This is a genomic window from Massilia terrae (assembly GCF_024753145.1).
In the GTDB taxonomy this organism is placed as follows: domain Bacteria; phylum Pseudomonadota; class Gammaproteobacteria; order Burkholderiales; family Burkholderiaceae_D; genus Telluria; species Telluria terrae.
The window spans coordinates 1,516,316-1,536,015 of the sequence record NZ_JANUGU010000001.1 but is presented as its reverse complement, the minus strand read 5'-3'; the positions used below and the strand labels follow the sequence as shown (position 1 = coordinate 1,536,015).

Below are 19,700 nucleotides of genomic sequence, written 5' to 3'. Positions count from 1 at the left end.
GCAGGGCGATGCGCTGGCTGTTCATGCTCATGTTCGCCCTGGCCTCCGCCGCGCATGCGGGCGATGCCTTCGATGCCATGCGCGCGCGCTGGCAGACCAAGCTGGTCGGAACGCCCGATCTCGACCGCCGCGCGCCGGAGGTGCGGGACCAGCTTGCCGCGCGTTCCGCGGCCGCACAGGACTGGCGGGCGCGGATGCGTCCGGACGCCGATAGCCCCGCACTGTGGACCGATATCGGCGACTTCACCAATCCCAAAGGCTTGCTGCAGTCGGCCGCGGTCACCGCCAACGCGAATCGCCTGCGGCAGATGGCCCTGGCCTACGCCACGCCTGGCTCGCCCTCGCAGGGCGATCCGCGGCTCGCCGCTGCCGTCAGCGCCGGCATCGACTGGTTCGTGCGCACGCTCTACCGCGCGGACCGGCCGGCTTATGGCAACTGGTGGGACTGGCAGATCGGCGCCCCGCAGTACCTGCTCGATGCGCTGTGCCTGATGGACGGGCAGCTGCCCGCCGACCTGCGTCGCCGCGCGCTGGCCGCGGTGCGCTGGTATGTGCCCGATCCGCGCTACCGCACGCGGCGCGATGGCACGCTGTACCTGGACCTGCCGGAAACCGGCGCCAACCTGCTCGACAAGGCCCTGGTCGCCATCCTCGAAGGCATGCTGGGCAAGGATGCGGCCCGCATCGAGGGCGGGCGCGACGCCATCGGCCCGGCGCTCGATTTGACCACCGCGGGCGACGGCTTTTACCGCGACCATTCCTTCATCCAGCACGACTACGTGCCCTACACCGGCAGCTATGGCGCGGTGGCGCTGGCCGATTACGCGCGCCTTGTGTACCTGCTGTCGGGGTCGGACTGGCCGCTGAAGGATCCGCGCGCCGGCCGCATCTTCTTGTGGGCGCGCGAAGCCTACGCGCCGTGGATCGTGGACGGCGCCATGCCGGATGCCGTGCGCGGCCGGCGCGTGTCTTCTCGCGAGCAGGACGACCACCGGGTCGGGCGCGGCATGATCGCCGCGCTGGCCGTGATCGCCGACGCCGCGCCGCCGGCCGAGGCGGCGCAACTGCGGGCCATGATCAAGGGCTGGATGGCGCGCGACAAGAGCTTCGGCGCCAATTACCTCGGCGGGTCCGATGGCGTGGGCCAGACCAACGTGCCGCTGTACGAGCTGGGACGCCTGAAGGCGATCGCCGCCGATCCGTCCATCCCGGCCGCGCCGGAAGCGCCGGGGGCGCGCCTGTTCCCGTCGATGGACCGCGCCATCCTGCGCGGTCCTGGCTTCGCGGCGGTGCTCAGCCTCGCTTCGCCGCGCACCTCGACCTTCGAATTCGGCAATGGCGAGAACATCAAGGCCTGGTGGAGCGGCATGGGTGTGCTGGACCTGTACGACGCCGACCAGTCGCAGTACGGTCCGGAGTACCGCGCCACCATCGACAGCGCGCGCCTGCCCGGCATCACCACCGACCACAGTGGCGGCCCGCGTCCGGTCGAGTGGAAGAAGTATCCGAATACCGAGGCATGGTCGGGCGGAGCTTCCGACGGCAAGCTGGCCGCGCTCGGGATGGCGTTCACGCTGCGCGAGGTGACCGGCTCCGCGCTCCATGGCCGCAAGTCCTGGTTCTTCTTTGGCGACCGTATTTTGGCGCTGGGCTCCGGGATCGGCGGTGGCGAGGGCGAGACCGAAACCATCGTCGCCAACCGCCGCGTGAGCGACCGGGCCAGCCTGCTGGTCGATGGCGCGGCGCTGTCCACCGGTAGCCGCAAAGGCGCGCGCTGGGCATGGCTGCGCGATGCGCACAGCGGCAGCCGCATCGGCTACGTGTTCCCCGGCGGCGCCGACGTCCAGTCGCTACGGGCCGAGCGCGGCGGCAGCTGGCGCGAAATCAATGACCAGCAAAGTGCAGTCAAGGTGAGCGGGCTTTACCAGAGCCTGGCGATCCCCCACGGCGCGCCGGAGTATGCCTATCTGCTGCTTCCGGTCGCCGGCGAATCCGCGACGCGCGCCGCCGCCGCCGATCCGGGGCTGCGCATCGACAGCAATGACGAGCGGGCGGCGGCAGCCGAAGACCTGCGCAGCCATGCCTGGTTCGCCAACCTCTGGCGCGCCGGCGTGGCCAGCCGGAATGGCCGGGCGTACGTCGAAAGCAGCGGTCCGGCGGCCGTGCTGGTGACACAGGCTGACGGCAAGCTGCGCCTGAATGTGTCCGATCCGACCCAGCGCGAGGCCACGCTGGAACTTCGCCTGCTGCGGCCCGTGGCCAAGGTGCTGGCTGCCAGCCCTGGCGTGACGGTCGTGCGGACCACGCCCCAGCTGGTAGCAAGGATCGCCACCGCAGGCGCCGCCGGCGCCAGCTTCCAGCTTGAATGCCTTCCGGAGGGGAGCCTCGAATGAACTCCGACTAGGCACTCGCCCGCTTTCCCAACAAGCCGTTCCGTGACAGGGCCCTTGCGCGCGAGGGAGGGCCCTGCTCAACCCTTGATTTCACCAGTAGTACAAAAAAACACATAAACAAACCGAGGAGATGCTTTGAAACTCAAAACTTTGATGGCTGCGCTGGCGGCCGCAGGACTCGCATCGAGCGCACTGGCGCAGGACAGCAGCGCCGACGCCGATGCAAAGATGACGCGGGTGGAGGTCACCGGCTCCAGCCTGAAGCGGATCAACGCCGAAACCGCGTCGCCGCTGCAGGTGATCGACGCCAAGGAAATCGAGAACATGGGCGCGCGCACCCTGCTTGAGGTGCTCGACAACCTGCCGGCCGCGCGTCCGGCGCAGCAGGACTTCCGCTCGATGTTCACCGGCTCCGACGGCGCCTCGCAGGCCGACCTGCGCGGCCTCGGCGCCCAGGGCACGCTGGTGCTGCTGAATGGCCGCCGCCTGTCGTTCTACGGCGCGCCGGCCGGCTTCCAGACCATGTTCGTGAACATCGACGCAATTCCCGCCGCGGCGATCGAACGCATGGAGATCCTGACCGACGGCGCTTCCGCGGTGTACGGCTCGGACGCGGTCGCGGGTGTGATCAACGTGATCACCAAGAAGAACTACCAGGGCTTCGAAGCGCGCGGCACCACCGATTCTTCGAAAAACGTGAAGTCCTACGGCGAGCACCAGGGCAGCCTCCTGTTCGGCAAGGGCGACCTGGGCAGCGATGGCTACAACGTGTACGGCTCGGTGAACGTGTACCAGCGCGACCGCATCGCGCTGGCGGACACCTACAACAAGCGCCCGGCCTACTTCTACGTCGACAACCCGAACTACATCAACAACTTCAACATCGCCACCGGCACCCAGCCCGGCACGCTGAACCCGGGCACGCTGTTCGTGTTCAACCCGGCCAAGAACAATGCGCGCACCCAGCGCGCGGTGTCCGGCTGCACGGCGACCATTACCGAAGCCTCCGGCACCCGCTGCATCTGGGATACCCTGCCGTACCAGCTCGACACCGGTCCCAAGTCTGACCGCATCACCGGCTACATCGCTGGCCGCATGCGCTTCGAAGGCGGCATGGAAGGCTTCGCGGAAATCGCCGACACCCACATCCGCATGCATGGCGATAACGGCCCGCGCACCTTCAACAGCGGCAGCACCAGCAACTGGTTTGCGCGTAACACCGGCACCAAGCTCAATACCTTCGCCTACCCCTACCTCGGCCCGAACAACGTTTACCTGAAGGGCAAGCTCGATCCCGACATGGCGGCGATGATGGGCGGCGCGGCTGGCCTGAACTACCTGCTGCAGGACGATCCGGGCCACTTCGGCCAGACCAATATCGACGACAGCTACCGGGCGCTGGCCGGCCTGCGCGGAACCGTGTTCGGCGACTGGGATTTCGAGACCGCGGTATCCGTCGCGGGCAGCCATTCGACCCTGTACCAGACCATCAACGTCAACTCGGCGGGCTTCGAGAAGGCATTCGGTCCGTTCACGGTGGATCCGGTCACCGGCCGCAAATACATCTCCGACACGCCGGCCTACAAGTTCGGCGAAATCAGCCAAGCCAACGCCGCACTGCTGCGCGCCGCGTATCCGACCTTCGACATCCAGTCGTGGACCAAGCTGATTACCTGGGACGGCAAGGTCGAAGGCACGCTGGGTCACCTGGGCGGGCGCGAAGTGCGCGCAGCATTCGGCGCCAACCTGATGCGCGAAAGCTTCTACACCCCGGGTAACACCGACGCCGCGAACGGCCTGATCACGCAGCAGGGCGGCTCCTGGTTCGACGGCAAGCGCACCATTGCCGCCGTATTCGGCGAGACCGTGGTTCCGCTCACCGACAAGCTGGAACTGAACGCCGCCGCGCGCGTGGACAAGTACCCGAACTTCAAGGCCAACCTGGCGCCGAAGATCGGCGTGCAGTGGCGCGCTCGTCCGGAGGTGCTGGTGCGCGGCACGTATTCCGAAGGCTTCCGCGCGCCGAACCTGGCCGAATCCGGCACCGGCGGCGTGTTCGCGCAGGTCGGCGGCATCCGCGACACCGTGCGCTGCGACGAGACCAACGCCATCGCGAAGATGCTGATGAAATCGGCCACGCCGACCGATGTCATCCTCGGCAAGACGCTGCTGAACGCGAACTGCTCGACCACGGTAGGTGGCCTGACCCCGCCGAACCCGAACCTGCAGCCGGAGAAAGCGAAGATCGCCACCCTCGGCACGGTGCTGCAGCCGACCCGCGACATCAGCGTGTCGCTGGACTACTGGATCGTCAACCGCCGCAACGAGATCGTGCGCCAGGACTTCAACCAGCTGTTCACCGAACTGGTGTCGCAGTACGGCCCGACGCTGGCCGGCACCGACAAGGCGATCCGCAACGACCTGACCGACGCCGACCGCGCCAACATGGCTGCAGTGGCGGCGATGTGCGCCAACCCGGCCAATGCGGCGGCTTGCGCCGGCGGCGTGCCGAAGTACAGCGTGGGGAATATCGGTGGCCTGATCAACTCGTACATGAACCGCGGCCGCACCCTGGTCGACGGCTTCGACATCGATGCGCGCACCCGCTTCTCGCTCGGCAGCTACGGCAAGCTGAATACCGGTGTGTCGGCGACAATCCGCCGCCGCGAGATCTACAACTATGAGGACGGCAGCGGCTTCTCGGGCAACTACGTCGGGTACTACAACTCGCCGCGCCTGCGCGCCACCTTCAACGCCGACTGGATCTACCGTGACTTCACCACCAGCCTGTTCGTGAACTACACCGGCGGCACCAAGTGGGCCTACGGCGACTACGACACCGACAACACCCCGGCCAACTGCCAGGCCGCCGGTGTCGGCCTGCCGCCGGACCTGTGCAGCGGCGCGCCGTCGTACACCACGGTGAACCTCGGCCTGAACTGGAAGCCGGTGAAGAACCTGAACGTCGGCGTCAACGTCAAGAACCTGTTTAACAAGATGCCGTACTACGATCCGAACGGCTGGGAAGGCTACAATCACAGCCAGAACCTGTTCGGACGCGTATTGTCGGTCTCGGCAGACTACAAGTTCTGGTAAGGCGAAAGCCACGAAAAAGCCGCTGCGAAGCGGCTTTTTCGTGCTGGTTTAGGAGAGCATCGAATGAAGTTTCGCTTCAAGGGTTTGGTGTGCGGCGTGCTGCTTGCGGCCAGCCTGCAGGTCCAGGCGGGCGGGCAGGGCGAGTTCGGCCCGGCGCCCGTGCGCGCGGCCTTGCTACGACTGTTACCCCACCATGCCGGGCAAATCGAGGTGCGTGTGCTGCCGGCGGACGGCGATGAGCGCTTTCGCGTCGAGGGCGAAAACGGGCATATCGTGGTCGCCGGCAGCACGCCGCTGGCAGCCCTCGTCGGCGTGCAGACTTACCTGCACGAAGTCGCGCGGGTGGACATCGGCTGGCCGGGCGACAGCCTGGCGCGGCTGCCCCGGCGCCTGCCAGCACCGAAAGCGCCGATCGAAGGGCACACCGGCATGCCTGACCGCTTCGCGCTGAACGACACCGACGACGGCTATGCGAACGCGTACCTGGACTGGCCCGCGTGGCAGCGAAAGATCGATCTGCTCGCACTGCACGGATATAACCAGGTATTCGTGCCGGTGGGGCAGGAAGAAGTGTACCGGCGCACCTTCGCCGGTTTCGGTTACAGCGACGCGGAGGTGCGTGCCTGGATTCCAGCGCCGGCGCATCAACCCTGGTGGCTGCTGCAGAACATGTCCGCGTTCGGCGGCCCGGTATCGGAAGCCCAATATGCGCGCCGCGTCGAGCTGGGCCAGCGTATCGTCGCACGCCTGCGCGAGCTTGGCATGATGCCCGTATTCCCGGGCTATTTCGGCACGGTGCCGCAGGACTTCTCGGTCAAGCATCCGGACGCGAACGTGGTGCCGCAGGGGTAGTGGGTCGGCTTTACGCGGCCTGACTGGCTGGACCCGTGCGACCCGATCTTCGCCGGTATTTCGGCAAGCTTCTACGCGGAGCAGCGCGCGCTGTTCGGCGACAGCCAGCTGTACAAGATGGACCTGCTGCACGAAGGCGGCAAGGCCGGTGGCGTCCCGGTGAGCGCCGCCGCAGGCTGTGTGTTCGCGGCCTTGCGCCAGGCGCATCCCGACGCGCGCTGGGTCCTGCTGGGCTGGCAGCACAATCCGCCGGCCGATGTGATCCGCGCCGCTGGACGCGAAAACCTGCTGATCGTCGATGGCCTGGCCGACCGCTACGACAATCTGGACCGCGAACGCGACTGGCTCGGTGCACCGTATGCGTTCGGCAGCATCCCGAACTTCGGCGGCCACCGCACGCTGGGCGCGAATGCCGGGGTGTGGCTGCAACGCTATCCGGCCTGGCGTGCAAAGAGCGACAGCGCGCTGCGTGGCATCGCCTGGCTTCCGGAAGCCAGCGGCATCGACCCGGCCGCCTTCTCTTTGTTTTCGGATCTGGCATGGCAGGACACGCCGCCGACTGTGCAGGAGTGGTTTGGGCGTTATGCGGCCTACCGCTACGGCGGCGCCGATCCGCATGCTACGCGGGCCTGGGACCTGCTGGCTGGTAGCGCTTATGCCGAAACGTCGGGCGAATGGTCGGAGCCGCAGGATGGACTGTTCAACGCGCGTCCAAGCCTGGATGTCTCAAGTGCGGCCGCCTGGTCGCCGCCCGCGATGCGCTACCGGACTGGGGTTTTCGAGCAAGCGGCGGCCGAGCTCTTGCAGGTCAGGCCGGCCTTGAAAGCCACTTCGGCGTGGCGTCACGACGTCGTGGATATGGCGCGGCAGGCGCTGTCGGACCACGCGCGCGAAATGCTGCCGATGCTGCGTGAAGCGTACCAAGGGCGGGACCTCGCAGGCTTTCGCGCGATGTCCAAAGAATGGCTGACCGATATGGCTTTGCTGGACCGCCTGCTCGCCACAGCGCCGGAGTTCCTGCTTGGGCGCTGGCTGCAGCCTGCGCTGGCCGAAGCCGGGCATGATGCCGACGAAGAGGCGCGCTTGCGCTACGACCAGCTGTCCCTGATTACCCACTGGGGCGAGCGCAGCGGAGCGGACAAGGGCCAGCTGCACGACTACGCCAATCGCGAACTGGCCGGGCTGGTCGGCACCTTGTACCGCGCACGCTGGCAGCGTTATTTCGCCTCGCTGGAGAAAGCGCTTGCAGATGGCGGTGCCCCGGAGGTCATCGACTGGTTCGCGATGGAACAAGACTGGTCGCGCCGCCAGAAGACTTACCCGGTGACGCCGACTGGCGATCCCGGCCGCGTCGCGGCCGAAGTCGTCGCCCATTTGCGTGCAAAGCGTTTTCAGCTGGCGCATCAGTAATCATCAACGACGATCAGGTAGAAGCGCGTAAAGACGCGCCGCGCAGGCGTTTGATTGTTTGCCGGCGCGTCGAATTGCCCAGCTGTTGCGAGCTACAATGGTTCGGATATCAATCACGCATCCGAGCCCGTTTCGATGAGAGCCGCCTTCCTCGCCGCGCTTGCCGTATCGCTTCCAGCCGCTGCCGCGCCAGTTGCACAGTTCCCCACGCAGCACGCCAGCAACGTCAACCCCGACACCCACCTCGTGCTGCGCTTCGCGAGCCAGCCGAAGCTGGGCGCTTCCGGACAGGTTCGTGTTTACGATGCCGCCAGCGGCCGCCTGGTCGATACGCTGGACGTGAGCATCCCAGCCGGCCCGACCGAGCGTGCCACCGGTCCCTATCCGCCTTACCTCGCCACGCCATACGATTATTCCGGCCCACGCCGCACCAATGCGGACACCAGGCCCGGTACGCCGTCCGCACCGGGCGCGCAGGCGGTGGCGGGCAACTACCAGCTGACGATCATCGGCGGCTTCACCGACGGCTTCCACTTCCACCCCGTGATCGTGCACGACAATACCGCGACGATCTACCCACACAACAACCTGCTCGAATACGGCAAGACCTACTATGTCGAGATCGATCCGGGCGTGCTGTCGGTCGCCGACGGCAGCTTCAAGGGCATCACGGGCAAGGACGGCTGGCGTTTCAGCACCAAGGCGCACGGACCGCGTCCCGATGCGACGCGGGTGACGGTCGCTGCCGACGGCAGCGGCGACTTCAACACCGTGCAGGGCGCGCTGGACTTCGTGCCGGAGCAGCACCCCGGCCGCGTGACGGTATTCGTGAAGAACGGCGATTACGAGGAGATCGTCTACACCCGCAACAAGCGCGACGTGACCATCGCCGGCGAGGACCGCGACAAGGTGCGCGTTCATTACGCGAACAACGAGGTCTTCAATCCCCATCCGGCCAATATCGGCACCAATGAACTGCCGGGCAGCTTCCCGTCGCGCCGCGCGGCGTTCACGGTCGATCATTCGAACGGCATCGCGCTGCTCAACATGACTATCGAGACCACGCTGCAGGGACAGGCGGAAGGCCTGCTGATCAACGGCGAACACAATATCGTCAGCGAGGTGACGATCCGCGGCTGGGGCGATGCGCTGCAGGCCAACGGCAGCAACTACTTCAGCGACATCAAGCTGGCCGGCGGCGGCGACACCATCCTCGGCCGCGGCGCCAACTTCTTCCGCCGCTGCGAGATCGAGTCGCATGGCGCCTACATGTGGATCCGCAATACAGCGGCCAATCACGGCAACGTCTTCGTCGATTGCAGCTTCCGCACGCAGGGCGGCGGCCAGGCCGTGCTGGCGCGCCTGCCCGCGAACAAGGGGAAAAATTATCCGTATGCCGAAGCGGTGCTGATCAATGCCACGCTGTCGGGCATCAGTCCGGAAGGGTGGGGCCCGGTCGATGGCGATACTTCGCATCTCCGGTTCTGGGAGTTCAACAGCCGCGACGAGCATGGCAAGCCGGTGGACACGAGCGCGCGGCATCCCGCGTCGCGGCAGCTGGACAAGGTGCGGGATGCAAAGCTGATCGCACAGTACAGCGATCCGGCCTTCGTGCTGGGCTGGCAGCCAGTGCTCGAACAGGTAAGCGACCAGCGTTAAGTCGCAGTTCCTTGCGCCCGCAGCCGGCCATCAATTTGGCCGGCTTTCTTTTGTCAAAAATGTTACAGTAGAGAAATTTTTCTGAACCAGCCGTCATGACCGCCGCCCGCCGCACCCGAATGCAACTTTTGCCCGCCCTGATCCTCGGCTGCTTCGCGGCCCAGCCCTCGTTCGCCCAGACCACGGACAAGCCGGTCGAGCCCCCACCGAAGGTCAAGGCGCCGGCAACTGAAACGCCCGTGGCCAAAGTGCCGGTCCAAGGGGAGCCAGAGAAGGTCGACGGCGGCGTGGCCACCATTGAGGTGGTCGCGGCGCGCACGGCTATCAAGGTGGACCGCGATGTCTATGATGTGAAGAGCGACATCAGCGCCAGCAACGCTTCCGCCGCCGACATCCTGAACAACATACCGTCGGTAACGGTGGACCAGGACGGCAACCTGGCTCTGCGCGGCAACCAGAATGTGCAGGTCATGATCAACGGTAAACGCGACGCCCAGTTCCAGGGGCGCAACCGCGGCGACATCCTGAACGCCTTCCCGGCGGACAGCATCGAGTCCATCGAGGTGATCAACGTGCCGGGCGCCGAATTCGGAAACGAGGGTGGCAGCGGTCCGATCATCAACATCATCCTCAAGCGCAATCGCAAGGCCGGCACCCGCGGGGTCGTGTCCGCTAACAAGGGCAGTGGCGATCGTTACAACGCCAGCGCCAACGGCGAGCACGCGGAGGGACCGTATTCGATCAGCGGCAATATCGGCATTCGCCGCGATGTGCGCACCACCCATCGCGAATCGCAGCGCGAGGATCTCGATGCGCAGACCGGCAACGTCACCGGTGGTTCGAATTCGGACAGCGATACGCGGCAGCCGATGCAGTCGGTGTCGATGGGGACCAACTTCAACGCCAATGTCGGCGAACGCGACCAGGCCAGCGCCACCGCCAGCTTTTCAAAGGTGAAGAACCGGTCCGACAGTCTCGGCAACACCTACCGCTACAACGCGGCGGTCGGCCCGACCTCGGATTACAGCAGCAGCTCGCACAGCGTGTCGCCATCCCAGAACTTTGGCCTCGGCACGTCCTACAACCACAAGAGCGGCGAGCCGGGCGAAGAACTGAAGTTCGACGCGCGCTACTCCGGCCAAACCAATAACGCCGATTCCGACGTGTGGTACGACTACCGCCTGCGCCCGACCCGCTATACAAGCAACAACCACCGTGAAACCGGCCGGCGCAACCGCATTTTCGACATCAGCACCGACTACACCCGCGTGGTGTGGGAGACCTGGCAGCTGAAGGCCGGCGGCAAGGTTGCGACCAGCAAGGCCAGCGACTCGACCAATTACCTTGCTGTCAATCCGCTGACCGGCAACTACGAACCGGTGCCAAGCCGCATCAGCGACTTTGAATCAAATGACCGCAATGCGGCGATCTACGGCACCCTGTCGACCAAACCGATGGACAAAGTGGCGGTGCTGGCCGGCCTTCGCGGCGAGTACACCACCATGGATGTGGTCCAGCCGCTGCTGGGCCAGGAATACAAGTACCACTACCTGAACTGGCTGCCCAGCTTCTACGCCACTTATGACGTGAGCGACACCGGCATGCTGCATCTGCGCAGCAGCCGCCGCATCGCGCGGCCGAACGAGCGCGACCTCAATCCCAATCTGGTCTACTACAGCGACTTCAGCGCGCGCCAGGGCAACCCCAACCTGGTGCCGGTAAGTAATGCATCGTACGAACTGGCGTATCGCGACCGCTTCTTCAACGTCGATTCGAACTTTGTCTTGTTCCGGCGAGTCGAGTCGCAGGTGATCGGCAACCGCAGCACGCCGCTGGCGACCGACTCGAACGTCATCGTCACCGCGCCGATAAACTTTGGGTCCAACAATTCCACTGGCCTGGACTTGAACTTCAACGTGCGCCGCCTGTTCCTCGACGGGCTGTCGATCAACCTCAGCACCGTCGTCAGCAACGACCGGCGCCAGCGCCTGTTCAACCTGAGCACGACCCAGATCGTCGAGCAGAGCGTCCACCGGGAAAGCGCCAAGCTGCGCCTGGCCTACCAGGACGGTCCCGAGTCGCTGCAGCTGACGGTCAACCACGTCGGACCGAGCTTGAGCGGCCAGGGCCTGAACCACTCGTTCACGATGACGAACTTCTCGTGGCAGCACAAGTTCACGCCGCAGCTGTCGTTCAACCTGAACATCAATAACGTTTTCCACGGCGGGAACATGGAGAGCGTCACCGGCAACGAGATCCTTCGCGTGCATGGGCTGACCCTCGGCCAGCCGAGCGTGTTCTACGCCGGCCTGCGCTACCAGTTTGGCGGCGTGACCGGGGATCCGCGCATTCGCGGCGGCGGCGGTTCCGGTGGGGCGCGCACTGACGGCGGCCGCGGCTTCTGATAAACAGCCCCGGCGGGCGTCTGCTACTTGACCGGTCCCGCGTTCACGCCGACCGTGGCGGTGTGGGTCAACTTGCTGCTGTATGGATTGGTGGCGCGGCCTTCGATCAGGATGTCGACCGGCGTCGTCGTGCGCCCGTAGTAGACCTGGTTCTTGCCGTCGTCGATCGTGATCACGGTGCCGTCCAGGTTGATGCCGCCGTACAGTCCCTTGTTGCGGGTGAAGATGACGATGTCCGACGTGACCGGCCTGCCGGCGCCGGCCCCGATCGGTCCTGCTGCAATGCTGAGGTCGCCGCCGAGCTTGAAGGAGGTGGACAGCAGCGAGTTGAGCGCCTTTTCGTTCATCACCAACGCGACCATCTGCGTTTCCTGCGCGCCCGCCTGCAGCCCAAAGCTGCCCGAGCCCATCTTGTAAAAGGCCGGACCGTTCCAGCCTTCACCCGAACGGTTGCGTGAGATCACCAGCATCTCTCCGCCCGAGCCGCCGAACACGAAGCCCGCCTGCCAGATGCGCGGGCTGACCATGACGGCGCGCGCGCCGTGGACGTGGTTTTGCAGCCAGGTCATTTGCGGATCGCGCATGAATTCCGCCAGTGTTTTCTGGGCATCGTCGACGTAGGCATGGGTTTCCTCGCTGGTCGGTGCGGTGGTTGAACAGCCGCCCAGCAGTGCGGCACAGGCCAGCAGCATGGCGGATTTGCGTGCGAACGGTGTGGACATCATGACCTCGAAGCAAGCGTGGTTCGGGACCCATGCGGGACTGCCTGCAGAATAGGCAAGGCGAAGCGCGCGCGGTATTGGACTTTCGGGCAGCGGCGCGACTGGCTGGATTGGCGATAGTTCCGAATCCAATCAGGGAGTTTGTGGGACGTCAAATTAGCTCGGCCTGTAGTCGTGCGTCGTCGTGGCCGCGTCTAGAATCTTCCCGAATCTGTGCGGTTTGCGCGAATGCGCCTGCCTGCCATTGGATGGCGGAGGGCTATGATGGATGGTGAACCGGTTGTGTACCTGGTGGACGCCGACGTGGCGGTGCGCATGGCGCAGCGGCGGCTGTTCGAATCGGAGGGCCTGGCGGTGCAGGCGTTTGGCGCAGCCGCCGAGTTCCTGCATTCGCACGATGGCGAGACGCCCGGCTGCGTCGTGCTCGACCTGTGTCTGCCGGATCTCGATGGACTGGCATTGCAGCAGGTGCTGCTGGCAGACGGTTATGAACGCGAGCTGGTGTTCATGACCGGTCACGGCGCGGTGGAGGACAGCGTGCGCGCGATGAAGGCGGGCGCCGCGGACTTCCTGATCAGGCCGTGCGACGACGGCATCCTGCTGGGCGCGGTGCATGCGGCGCTAGAGCGGGACGCAGCCCGGCGCCAGGTGCGAAGCGAGCTCGCGGCGATCCGCTGCCGGCTCGAATCCCTGACGCCGCGGGAGCACGAGGTCTTGCAGCAGGTGGTTGGCGGAAGGCTCAACAAGCAGATCGCGGCGGACCTGGGCATCGCCGAGAAGACGATCAAGGTGCACCGGGCGCGGGCGATGGAGAAGATGGGGGCGTCGTCGCTGGCGGAGCTGGTGCTCAAGACTTTCGAGCTGGAGGTGGGGATGGTGGTCCACAACTTCGCGCGGCATTAGTGCGGGTGCAGGGCAGGACGCATAGACCGAAAAATCAGCAGGAGAGGACGCATAGTCCGAAAAAACAGCAGGAGAGGACGCACACCCAGAATCAATACAGAATGTCGTTCCCGCGCAGGCGGGAACCCCATTTCTCAGCGCTGCCGATACGCGGGCAAAATGAGTTTCCCGCCTCCGCGGGAACGACGGCCTCTCTTGTCTGCAGCTCGGTCGGTCGTTGTGTTGCCGGGGACATTGACTCCGCTCAACTCCCTCCCAAGCTTTGCGTGGGAGCATCGATCGGTCGAGGGCGATCGGGCGGGGCGGGGATGGACGAGCTGTTGCGCTATTTCGAGGAGGAGCTGGGCCTGTTCGGGGCCTATGCGCGCGAGTTCCGCGACCGCTTCCCCAAGCCGGCCGGCGAGCTGCATATCGCCGGCGAAGTCTACGAAGATCCCAGCGTCGCCCGCCTGATCCAGTCAGTGGCCCTGATGAGCGCCCGGATCCGCAAGCGGCTGGACGACGACTATCCCAAATTCACCGAATCGCTGCTGGAGAGCCTGTACCCGCATTTCCTGCGGCCGCTGCCTTCCTACTCCATCGCGCAGGTGGGCACCGCATCGGAGCTTGCCACGCTGCCGCGCGGCACCACGCTGCAGTCGGCATCGGTCGACCACGTGGTCTGCCAATTCCGCACCGTGTACGACGTCGCGCTGTCTCCGCTATCCGTCACGCGCGCCGAATATTCGAGCATCGTGAACGCGCCGCGTGCGCTGCGCCTTCCGCGCGGCGTGACCGGCTGCGTGTCGTTGACGGTCGAATCGGCCGCGCCGGGTGTCGAGATTGCAGCCGGGCCGCCCGCCCTGCGCCTGTTCGTGGATGGCGAAGCTTCACTGCGCGCGGCGGTGATCGATGCCTTGTTCATGCACGGCGCCGCAGTATTCATCGAGCCCGGCCCTGGAGTCGCCTGGCAACAGCTTCCGCACTCCCCGCTGCGCCTGGCCGGCCTGGCCGAAGCGGATCCCATGTTGCCTTTCCCTTCGCGCGCGCACCCGGCGTTCCGGCTGCTGACCGAATTCTTCGCTTACCCGGACAAGTTCAATTTCATCGACCTCGACCTGGCCATGCTGCACCCGCTGCTTCCGGCGCGATGCCAACGTTTCACGCTGCATGTGCTGCTGACTGGCATCCCCGGTGATTACAACGAAGCGCGCCTGCTCGCCACCCTGGCGCCCAAGCATTTGCTGGCGGGCTGCACGCCGGTCATCAACCTGTTCGAGAAGGCGGGCGTGCCGGTCCAGCTGTCCCATACCAGCGCCGACTACACGCTGCTGGCGGACGCCGCCCACGCCTCGGCATACGAGGTCTACAGCGTGAACCAGGTGCGCCTGCTGCGCGAAGGAGCGGGCGGGCAGGTGGCGGACTTTCGGCCGCTATATGCGGTGCGGCAGGACACGCCGGCCGGCGTCCCGCGCAACTGGTGGCTGATCCGGCGTGACGACGCGATCGGCGCGGCCAGCCCGGGCCACGAGCTGCGCATTTGCCTGCTCGATTCCGCCTTCCGACCAAGCATGACGGGCGGCGCGACCCTGTCCACCGAACTCACTTGCACCAACCGCGACTTGCCATCACGCCTGCGCTACGACCAGCCGGAAGGCGACCTGCGCGCCGACGGCCTGGCCACCGCCGCACCGATCCGGCTGTTGCGCAAGCCCACGCCGAGTTACCGCTTCGAGTCTGGCAACCGCGCGCACTGGCGGCTGGTATCGCAGCTTGCCCTGAGTTATGCGCGCCTGACCGATGCCGGCCTGGCCGATTTCCAGCAGATGCTCTCGCTGTACGACGTGACGCGCTCGCCGGCGTCGCAGCGCCTGATCGGCGGCGTCACCGGACTCGCACATGGGCTGGTGAGGGCGTGGGTGAAGACGCTGCCCGCGTCCACGCTGATGCCTGGCATCGCGATCCGCATGACGGTCGATGAACAAGCCTTCGCCGGCAGCAGCCTGTACGTGTTCGCGCAGGTCATCGACCGCTACTTCGCAATGAACGCGCAGCTCAACTGCTTCACCCAGCTGACGCTTGTGTCGGCCCAGACCGGCCAGGAGATCATCCGATGCCAGCCGCGCACAGCAGAACAGACCAGAGCGTGATTGCCCGCCTGCTGGCCGACCCGCAACGCTTCGGTTTCTTCCAGGCCGTGCGGCTCGCGCTGCAATGGCTCGCGGAGCAGGGTGTCCGGCAGGACGAGGCGCTGGCCGCACACCTGCGGTTCCGAAACAGCCTGTCGCTGGCTTTTCCGGCGAGCGAGATCGAGGCGCTGCGGCTGGACCCGGACTCGCGGCAGTTCGTGCTTACGCCCGCCTTCATGGGCATGCTCGGCGCCCAGGGCGCCTTGCCCGCGCACGTCACCGAACACATCGCCGCCTGGCTGCACGACGAGCACGACGAGTCACCGCGCGCCTTCCTCGACCTGCTGACCAACCGCATGCTCGCCCTGTTCTACCTTGCGTGGCGCAAGTACCGGATCGAACATCTGGTGGAACAGGGCAGCGACGACTACCGTCCCATGCTGCTTGCGCTGGCCGGGTACGGAGGCGGCGCGGTGCCGGCGGATGCGATCGCGCGGTACGCGGGCCTGTTGCAGCAACGGCCTCTATCGTCGATCGCGCTGGGCCGCATCCTGTCCGGCTTTTTCGATGTGCCGGTGCAGGTGCAGGAAATGGTCGACCACTGGGACACGATGGCGCCGCCGGAGCAGACCGCGCTAGGCCTCGCCAACGCCGCGCTGGGCGACAATGCGGTCGCCGGCGCGCGCAGCTGGCGGCCGGACCTGCGCGTGCGCTTGTCGATCGGGCCGCTCGCACGCGATCGTTACGAGGAGTTCCTGCCCGGCCAGCCGGCGGCCCGCGCACTGGCCGATATGCTCGGCCTGGTCGCCGAACCGATGCTGGGCTATGAGGTCGTGCTGGTCCTGCAAGCGGAAGCTGTCACGACAGCCGTGCTGGCCGGGCCTGGCCGCCTCGGGCGCGACGGTTTCCTCGCAGGCAGCGATCCTTCGCGCGACCGCAGCGACATGCGTTACGTGATCCGTCCCCTCGCCAATATCGACAAGGCTTGACCTTCCCACGCAGGTAAGGTTTATCCTGTATCCATTGGAAAAGTGGAGATAGGCATGCAAGACCTTGGCAAGCAGGCGGACAGCGTCGAGCTGGACTTCAGCATCGCCGGCATGACCTGTGCGTCGTGCGTGGCCCGGGTGGAGAAGGCGATCAAGGCCGTGCCCGGCGTGGCCGATGCCGCCGTGAACCTCGCAACCGAGCAGGCTGCCGTGCACGCCGCACCGGGCGTCGACCCGCAGGCCATCGTGGCCGCGGTCGACAAGGCCGGCTACGAGGCGGCGCCACTGGACCGAAACCGGCCGGCCCCGCCGGCGCCCGTGTCGCGCGCGCCCTCGTGGTGGCCGGTGGCGGCGTCCGCGGCGTTCAGCTTGCCGCTGGTGCTGCCGATGATCACGGGCCTGTTCGGCGTGGAATGGATGCTGCCCGGCTGGCTGCAGCTGGCACTGGCCACGCCGGTGCAGTTCTGGCTCGGCGCGCGCTTCTACCGCGCCGGCTGGAAGGCCCTGCGTGCGTTCAGCGGCAATATGGACCTGCTGGTCGCCATCGGCACCAGCGCGGCCTACGGGCTGTCGCTGTACCTGCTGGCGAGCGGCAATGGCGACGGCATGGGCGACCTGTATTTCGAATCGTCGGCCGTGGTCATCACCTTGGTCCTGCTTGGCAAATGGCTGGAAGGCCGCGCCAAGCGCCAGACCGTCGAGTCGATCCGCGCGCTGGAATCCCTGCGCGCCACTGAAGCGACGGTGCGCCGGCCCACGGGCGACGTGACCCTGCCGCTGGATCAATTGCGCAAGGGCGATCTGCTGGTGGTGAGGCCCGGCGCCCGCGTGCCCGCCGACGGCCAAGTGATCGAAGGCAGCAGCCACCTCGACGAATCCCTGTTGACGGGCGAAAGCCTGCCGGTGGCGAAACAGCCTGGCGACAAGGTTACCGGCGGCGCGGTCAATGGCGAAGGCATGTTGCTAGTGCAGGCGACCGCCGTCGGCGCGGAGTCGATGCTGTCACACATCATCCGGCTGGTCGAGGACGCGCAGGCCGTCAAGGCGCCGATCCAGCGCTTGGTGGACAAGGTCAGCGCGGTATTCGTTCCGGCCGTCCTGCTCGCTTCGCTGGGGACATTGATTGGTTGGGGCCTGTCGACCGGCGACTGGCAGCAGGCGCTGCTGAATGCGGTCGCGGTGCAAGTGATCGCCTGCCCCTGCGCACTGGGCCTGGCGACGCCGACCTCGATCATGGTCGGCACCGGCACGGCGGCGCGCTACGGCATCCTGATCAAGGATGCGGAAGCGCTCGAAACCGCGCACGCCGTCCAGCTGGTGGTGTTCGACAAGACCGGCACGCTGACCGAAGGCAAGCCACAAGTGGTGGCCGTGGAGGGCGAAGATGCGCAGGCCATCCTGCAGCGCGCCTGGGCCGTGCAGCAATATAGCGAGCATCCCCTGGCCAAGGCGGTGGCTGCGGCCGCGCAGGAACGCGGGCTGGCACTTCCCGCCGCGAGTAAGGCCGCCGCATTGGCGGGCCGTGGTGTGCAAGCGGAGTCGGACGGCAAGACACTGTACCTGGGCAACCTGCGGCTGATGCGCGAGCTTGGCGCCCCGGTCGAAGCGCTGCTCCCGGCTGCCGTCAAGCACGAGGAGGCGGGCCGCACCGTGTCCTGGCTCGCAGCGAAAGATGGCAGCGGGATCCATGTCGATGGCCTGATCGCATTCGGCGACAAGCCCAAGGCTTCGGCCGCGGCGGCGGTGGCGCGGCTGGCCGGCATGGGGATCGAATCGATGATGCTGACCGGCGACAACTGGGGGAGCGCGCGCGCCGTCGCTGCCGCGCTGGGCATCCGCGAGGTCGTCGCCGAGGTGCTGCCGGGTGACAAGGCGCAGGCCGTCTCGAAAGCGATGGCCTCGGGTAAAAAGGTGGCGATGGTCGGCGACGGCATCAACGACGCGCCCGCCCTGGCTGCGGCCGACGTCGGCATCGCGATGGCCAGCGGCACGGACGTGGCGATGCACACGGCCGGCATCACGCTGATGCGCGGCGACCCGGCGCTGGTGGCGGATGCGATCGAGGTCTCGCATCGGACCTATCGCAAGATCCGGCAGAACCTCGCGTGGGCCTTCGTGTACAACGTGATCGGCATTCCGCTTGCGGCGCTCGGCATGCTCAACCCGGTGATCGCCGGCGCCGCGATGGCGCTCAGCTCGGTCAGCGTGGTCAGCAATGCCTTGCTGCTGCGGCGCTGGAAGCCGGCACCGGCCGCGCAAACTATTTCAACTGCAACTGGAGAAAAAACGATGTATGAATTGACGGTAGACGGCATGACTTGCGGCCATTGCGTGAGCCGCGTGACCAAATCGGTGCAATCGGTGGACCAGGGCGCAAAGGTCGATATCGACCTGGCCAGCAAGAAGGTGCGCGTCGACAGCCGCGCGGATCTGGACGAGATCGCGGAGGCGATCGACGAGGCCGGCTATCCGGTGCTCAACCGCAAGGCTTAGTTGGCCAGTTCGATGTCCGGCAGCTTGGCCAGCACCTGGTCGTAGCTGTCGTAGCGTTCGAGCGCGTCGACGATGAGCGCGAGCGGTTCGGCCCAGATTTCTGGGAGGTCCCGCTCGCCTGGCGCATCGGTCGCGAAAGCCAGCGCCTCGCGCGGCGGCTGGAACTGCGCGTCGACGCCAGGCTTGTTGCCCCGCGCATCGACGCGATACCAGCCGAAATCCTTGAGCCAGGCGGCGTTCAGGCCGTGCAGGCAGAAAGGCGCGCCGTCGCCGGCGAGCGAGAGGCGCTGGTAGCATAGGCCGGCTGGAATGCCGTTGGCGCGCAGCAGGGCGGCGAGCAGGTGGCTCTTGGCGTAGCAGTAGCCGGTCTTGAAACGCAATACGTCGGACGCCTTGCAGGTGACCGGGTTCAGTTTGAAATCCGAGCTGTGGCGGATTTCGTCGCGGACGAATTCGAAGCAGGCGCGGACCAGATCGGCCTCCGACGAAGCGCGCGACGCCAGGTCGCGGGCGAGCGCCGTTACCTCAGGATGGTCGAAGTCGATGTATTTGCTGGCGGCGAGGTACTGGTCCATAAATTCGGTGCGCAAAAACATTTAGTGTACGGCAATGGCGGAGCATGTGGTGGTGCGTCGGAAATGGGGTTCCCGCCTGCGCGGGAACGACGAAC

At 66.2% G+C, this 19,700-nt stretch carries 11 protein-coding genes and 1 pseudogene; 10 read left to right on the top strand and 2 right to left on the bottom strand.

Annotated elements, in window-relative coordinates; all coding sequences use genetic code 11:
• Positions 1–8 precede the first annotated feature (8 nt).
• The 6 genes and pseudogenes from NX778_RS06680 to NX778_RS06655 all read left to right on the top strand — a co-directional run bounded on the left by NX778_RS06680 (position 9) and on the right by NX778_RS06655 (position 11,815).
• Positions 9–2,393, top strand: coding sequence for a polysaccharide lyase 8 family protein (locus NX778_RS06680; RefSeq protein WP_258810888.1), 2,385 nt, complete (start codon positions 9–11; stop codon positions 2,391–2,393).
• Positions 2,394–2,528: 135 nt separating this feature from the next.
• Complete coding sequence (locus NX778_RS06675; protein WP_258810887.1) at positions 2,529–5,489, top strand: TonB-dependent receptor plug domain-containing protein; 2,961 nt, start codon at positions 2,529–2,531, stop codon at positions 5,487–5,489.
• A gap of 63 nt (positions 5,490–5,552) precedes the next feature.
• Positions 5,553–6,875, top strand: a pseudogene (locus NX778_RS06670) (alpha-N-acetylglucosaminidase); the annotation flags it as partial.
• Between the two features lie 27 nt (positions 6,876–6,902).
• Positions 6,903–7,751 (top strand): alpha-N-acetylglucosaminidase C-terminal domain-containing protein, encoded by an 849-nt coding sequence (locus NX778_RS06665; protein ID WP_258811057.1) that lies wholly within the window; start codon positions 6,903–6,905, stop codon positions 7,749–7,751.
• Positions 7,752–7,886: 135 nt separating this feature from the next.
• Complete coding sequence (locus NX778_RS06660; protein WP_258810886.1) at positions 7,887–9,410, top strand: pectinesterase family protein; 1,524 nt, start codon at positions 7,887–7,889, stop codon at positions 9,408–9,410.
• A 119-nt stretch (positions 9,411–9,529) separates the two neighbouring features.
• Positions 9,530–11,815: a TonB-dependent receptor domain-containing protein gene (locus NX778_RS06655; RefSeq protein ID WP_258810885.1), complete on the top strand. Its 2,286-nt coding sequence runs from the start codon at positions 9,530–9,532 to the stop codon at positions 11,813–11,815.
• 23 nt (positions 11,816–11,838) lie between these two features.
• Here the strand turns inward: NX778_RS06655 and NX778_RS06650 are convergent, their stop codons facing one another.
• Complete coding sequence (locus tag NX778_RS06650) at positions 11,839–12,537, bottom strand: lipid-binding SYLF domain-containing protein (protein WP_258810884.1); 699 nt, start codon at positions 12,535–12,537, stop codon at positions 11,839–11,841.
• A 261-nt stretch (positions 12,538–12,798) separates the two neighbouring features.
• On the opposite strand from NX778_RS06650, the gene NX778_RS06645 reads away from it, so the two are divergent.
• The 4 genes from NX778_RS06645 to NX778_RS06630 all read left to right on the top strand — a co-directional run bounded on the left by NX778_RS06645 (position 12,799) and on the right by NX778_RS06630 (position 19,030).
• Positions 12,799–13,440: a response regulator transcription factor gene (locus NX778_RS06645; RefSeq protein WP_258810883.1), complete on the top strand. Its 642-nt coding sequence runs from the start codon at positions 12,799–12,801 to the stop codon at positions 13,438–13,440.
• A 308-nt stretch (positions 13,441–13,748) separates the two neighbouring features.
• Complete coding sequence (tssF, locus tag NX778_RS06640; RefSeq protein ID WP_258810882.1) at positions 13,749–15,569, top strand: type VI secretion system baseplate subunit TssF; 1,821 nt, start codon at positions 13,749–13,751, stop codon at positions 15,567–15,569.
• Positions 15,533–16,537: a type VI secretion system baseplate subunit TssG gene (gene tssG, locus NX778_RS06635; protein WP_258810881.1), complete on the top strand. Its 1,005-nt coding sequence runs from the start codon at positions 15,533–15,535 to the stop codon at positions 16,535–16,537. Before tssF ends, tssG begins: the two co-directional genes overlap by 37 nt.
• A 54-nt stretch (positions 16,538–16,591) precedes the next feature.
• The gene (locus NX778_RS06630; protein ID WP_258810880.1) at positions 16,592–19,030 is read left to right on the top strand and encodes a heavy metal translocating P-type ATPase; all 2,439 of its coding nucleotides are present in this window, start codon (positions 16,592–16,594) and stop codon (positions 19,028–19,030) included.
• Here the strand turns inward: NX778_RS06630 and NX778_RS06625 are convergent.
• On the bottom strand, positions 19,027–19,605 hold the full coding sequence (locus NX778_RS06625) for a transglutaminase-like domain-containing protein (protein ID WP_258810879.1): 579 nt from the start codon (positions 19,603–19,605) through the stop codon (positions 19,027–19,029). The two genes, NX778_RS06630 and NX778_RS06625, sit on opposite strands and share 4 nt — an antisense overlap.
• Positions 19,606–19,700: the final 95 nt, after the last annotated feature.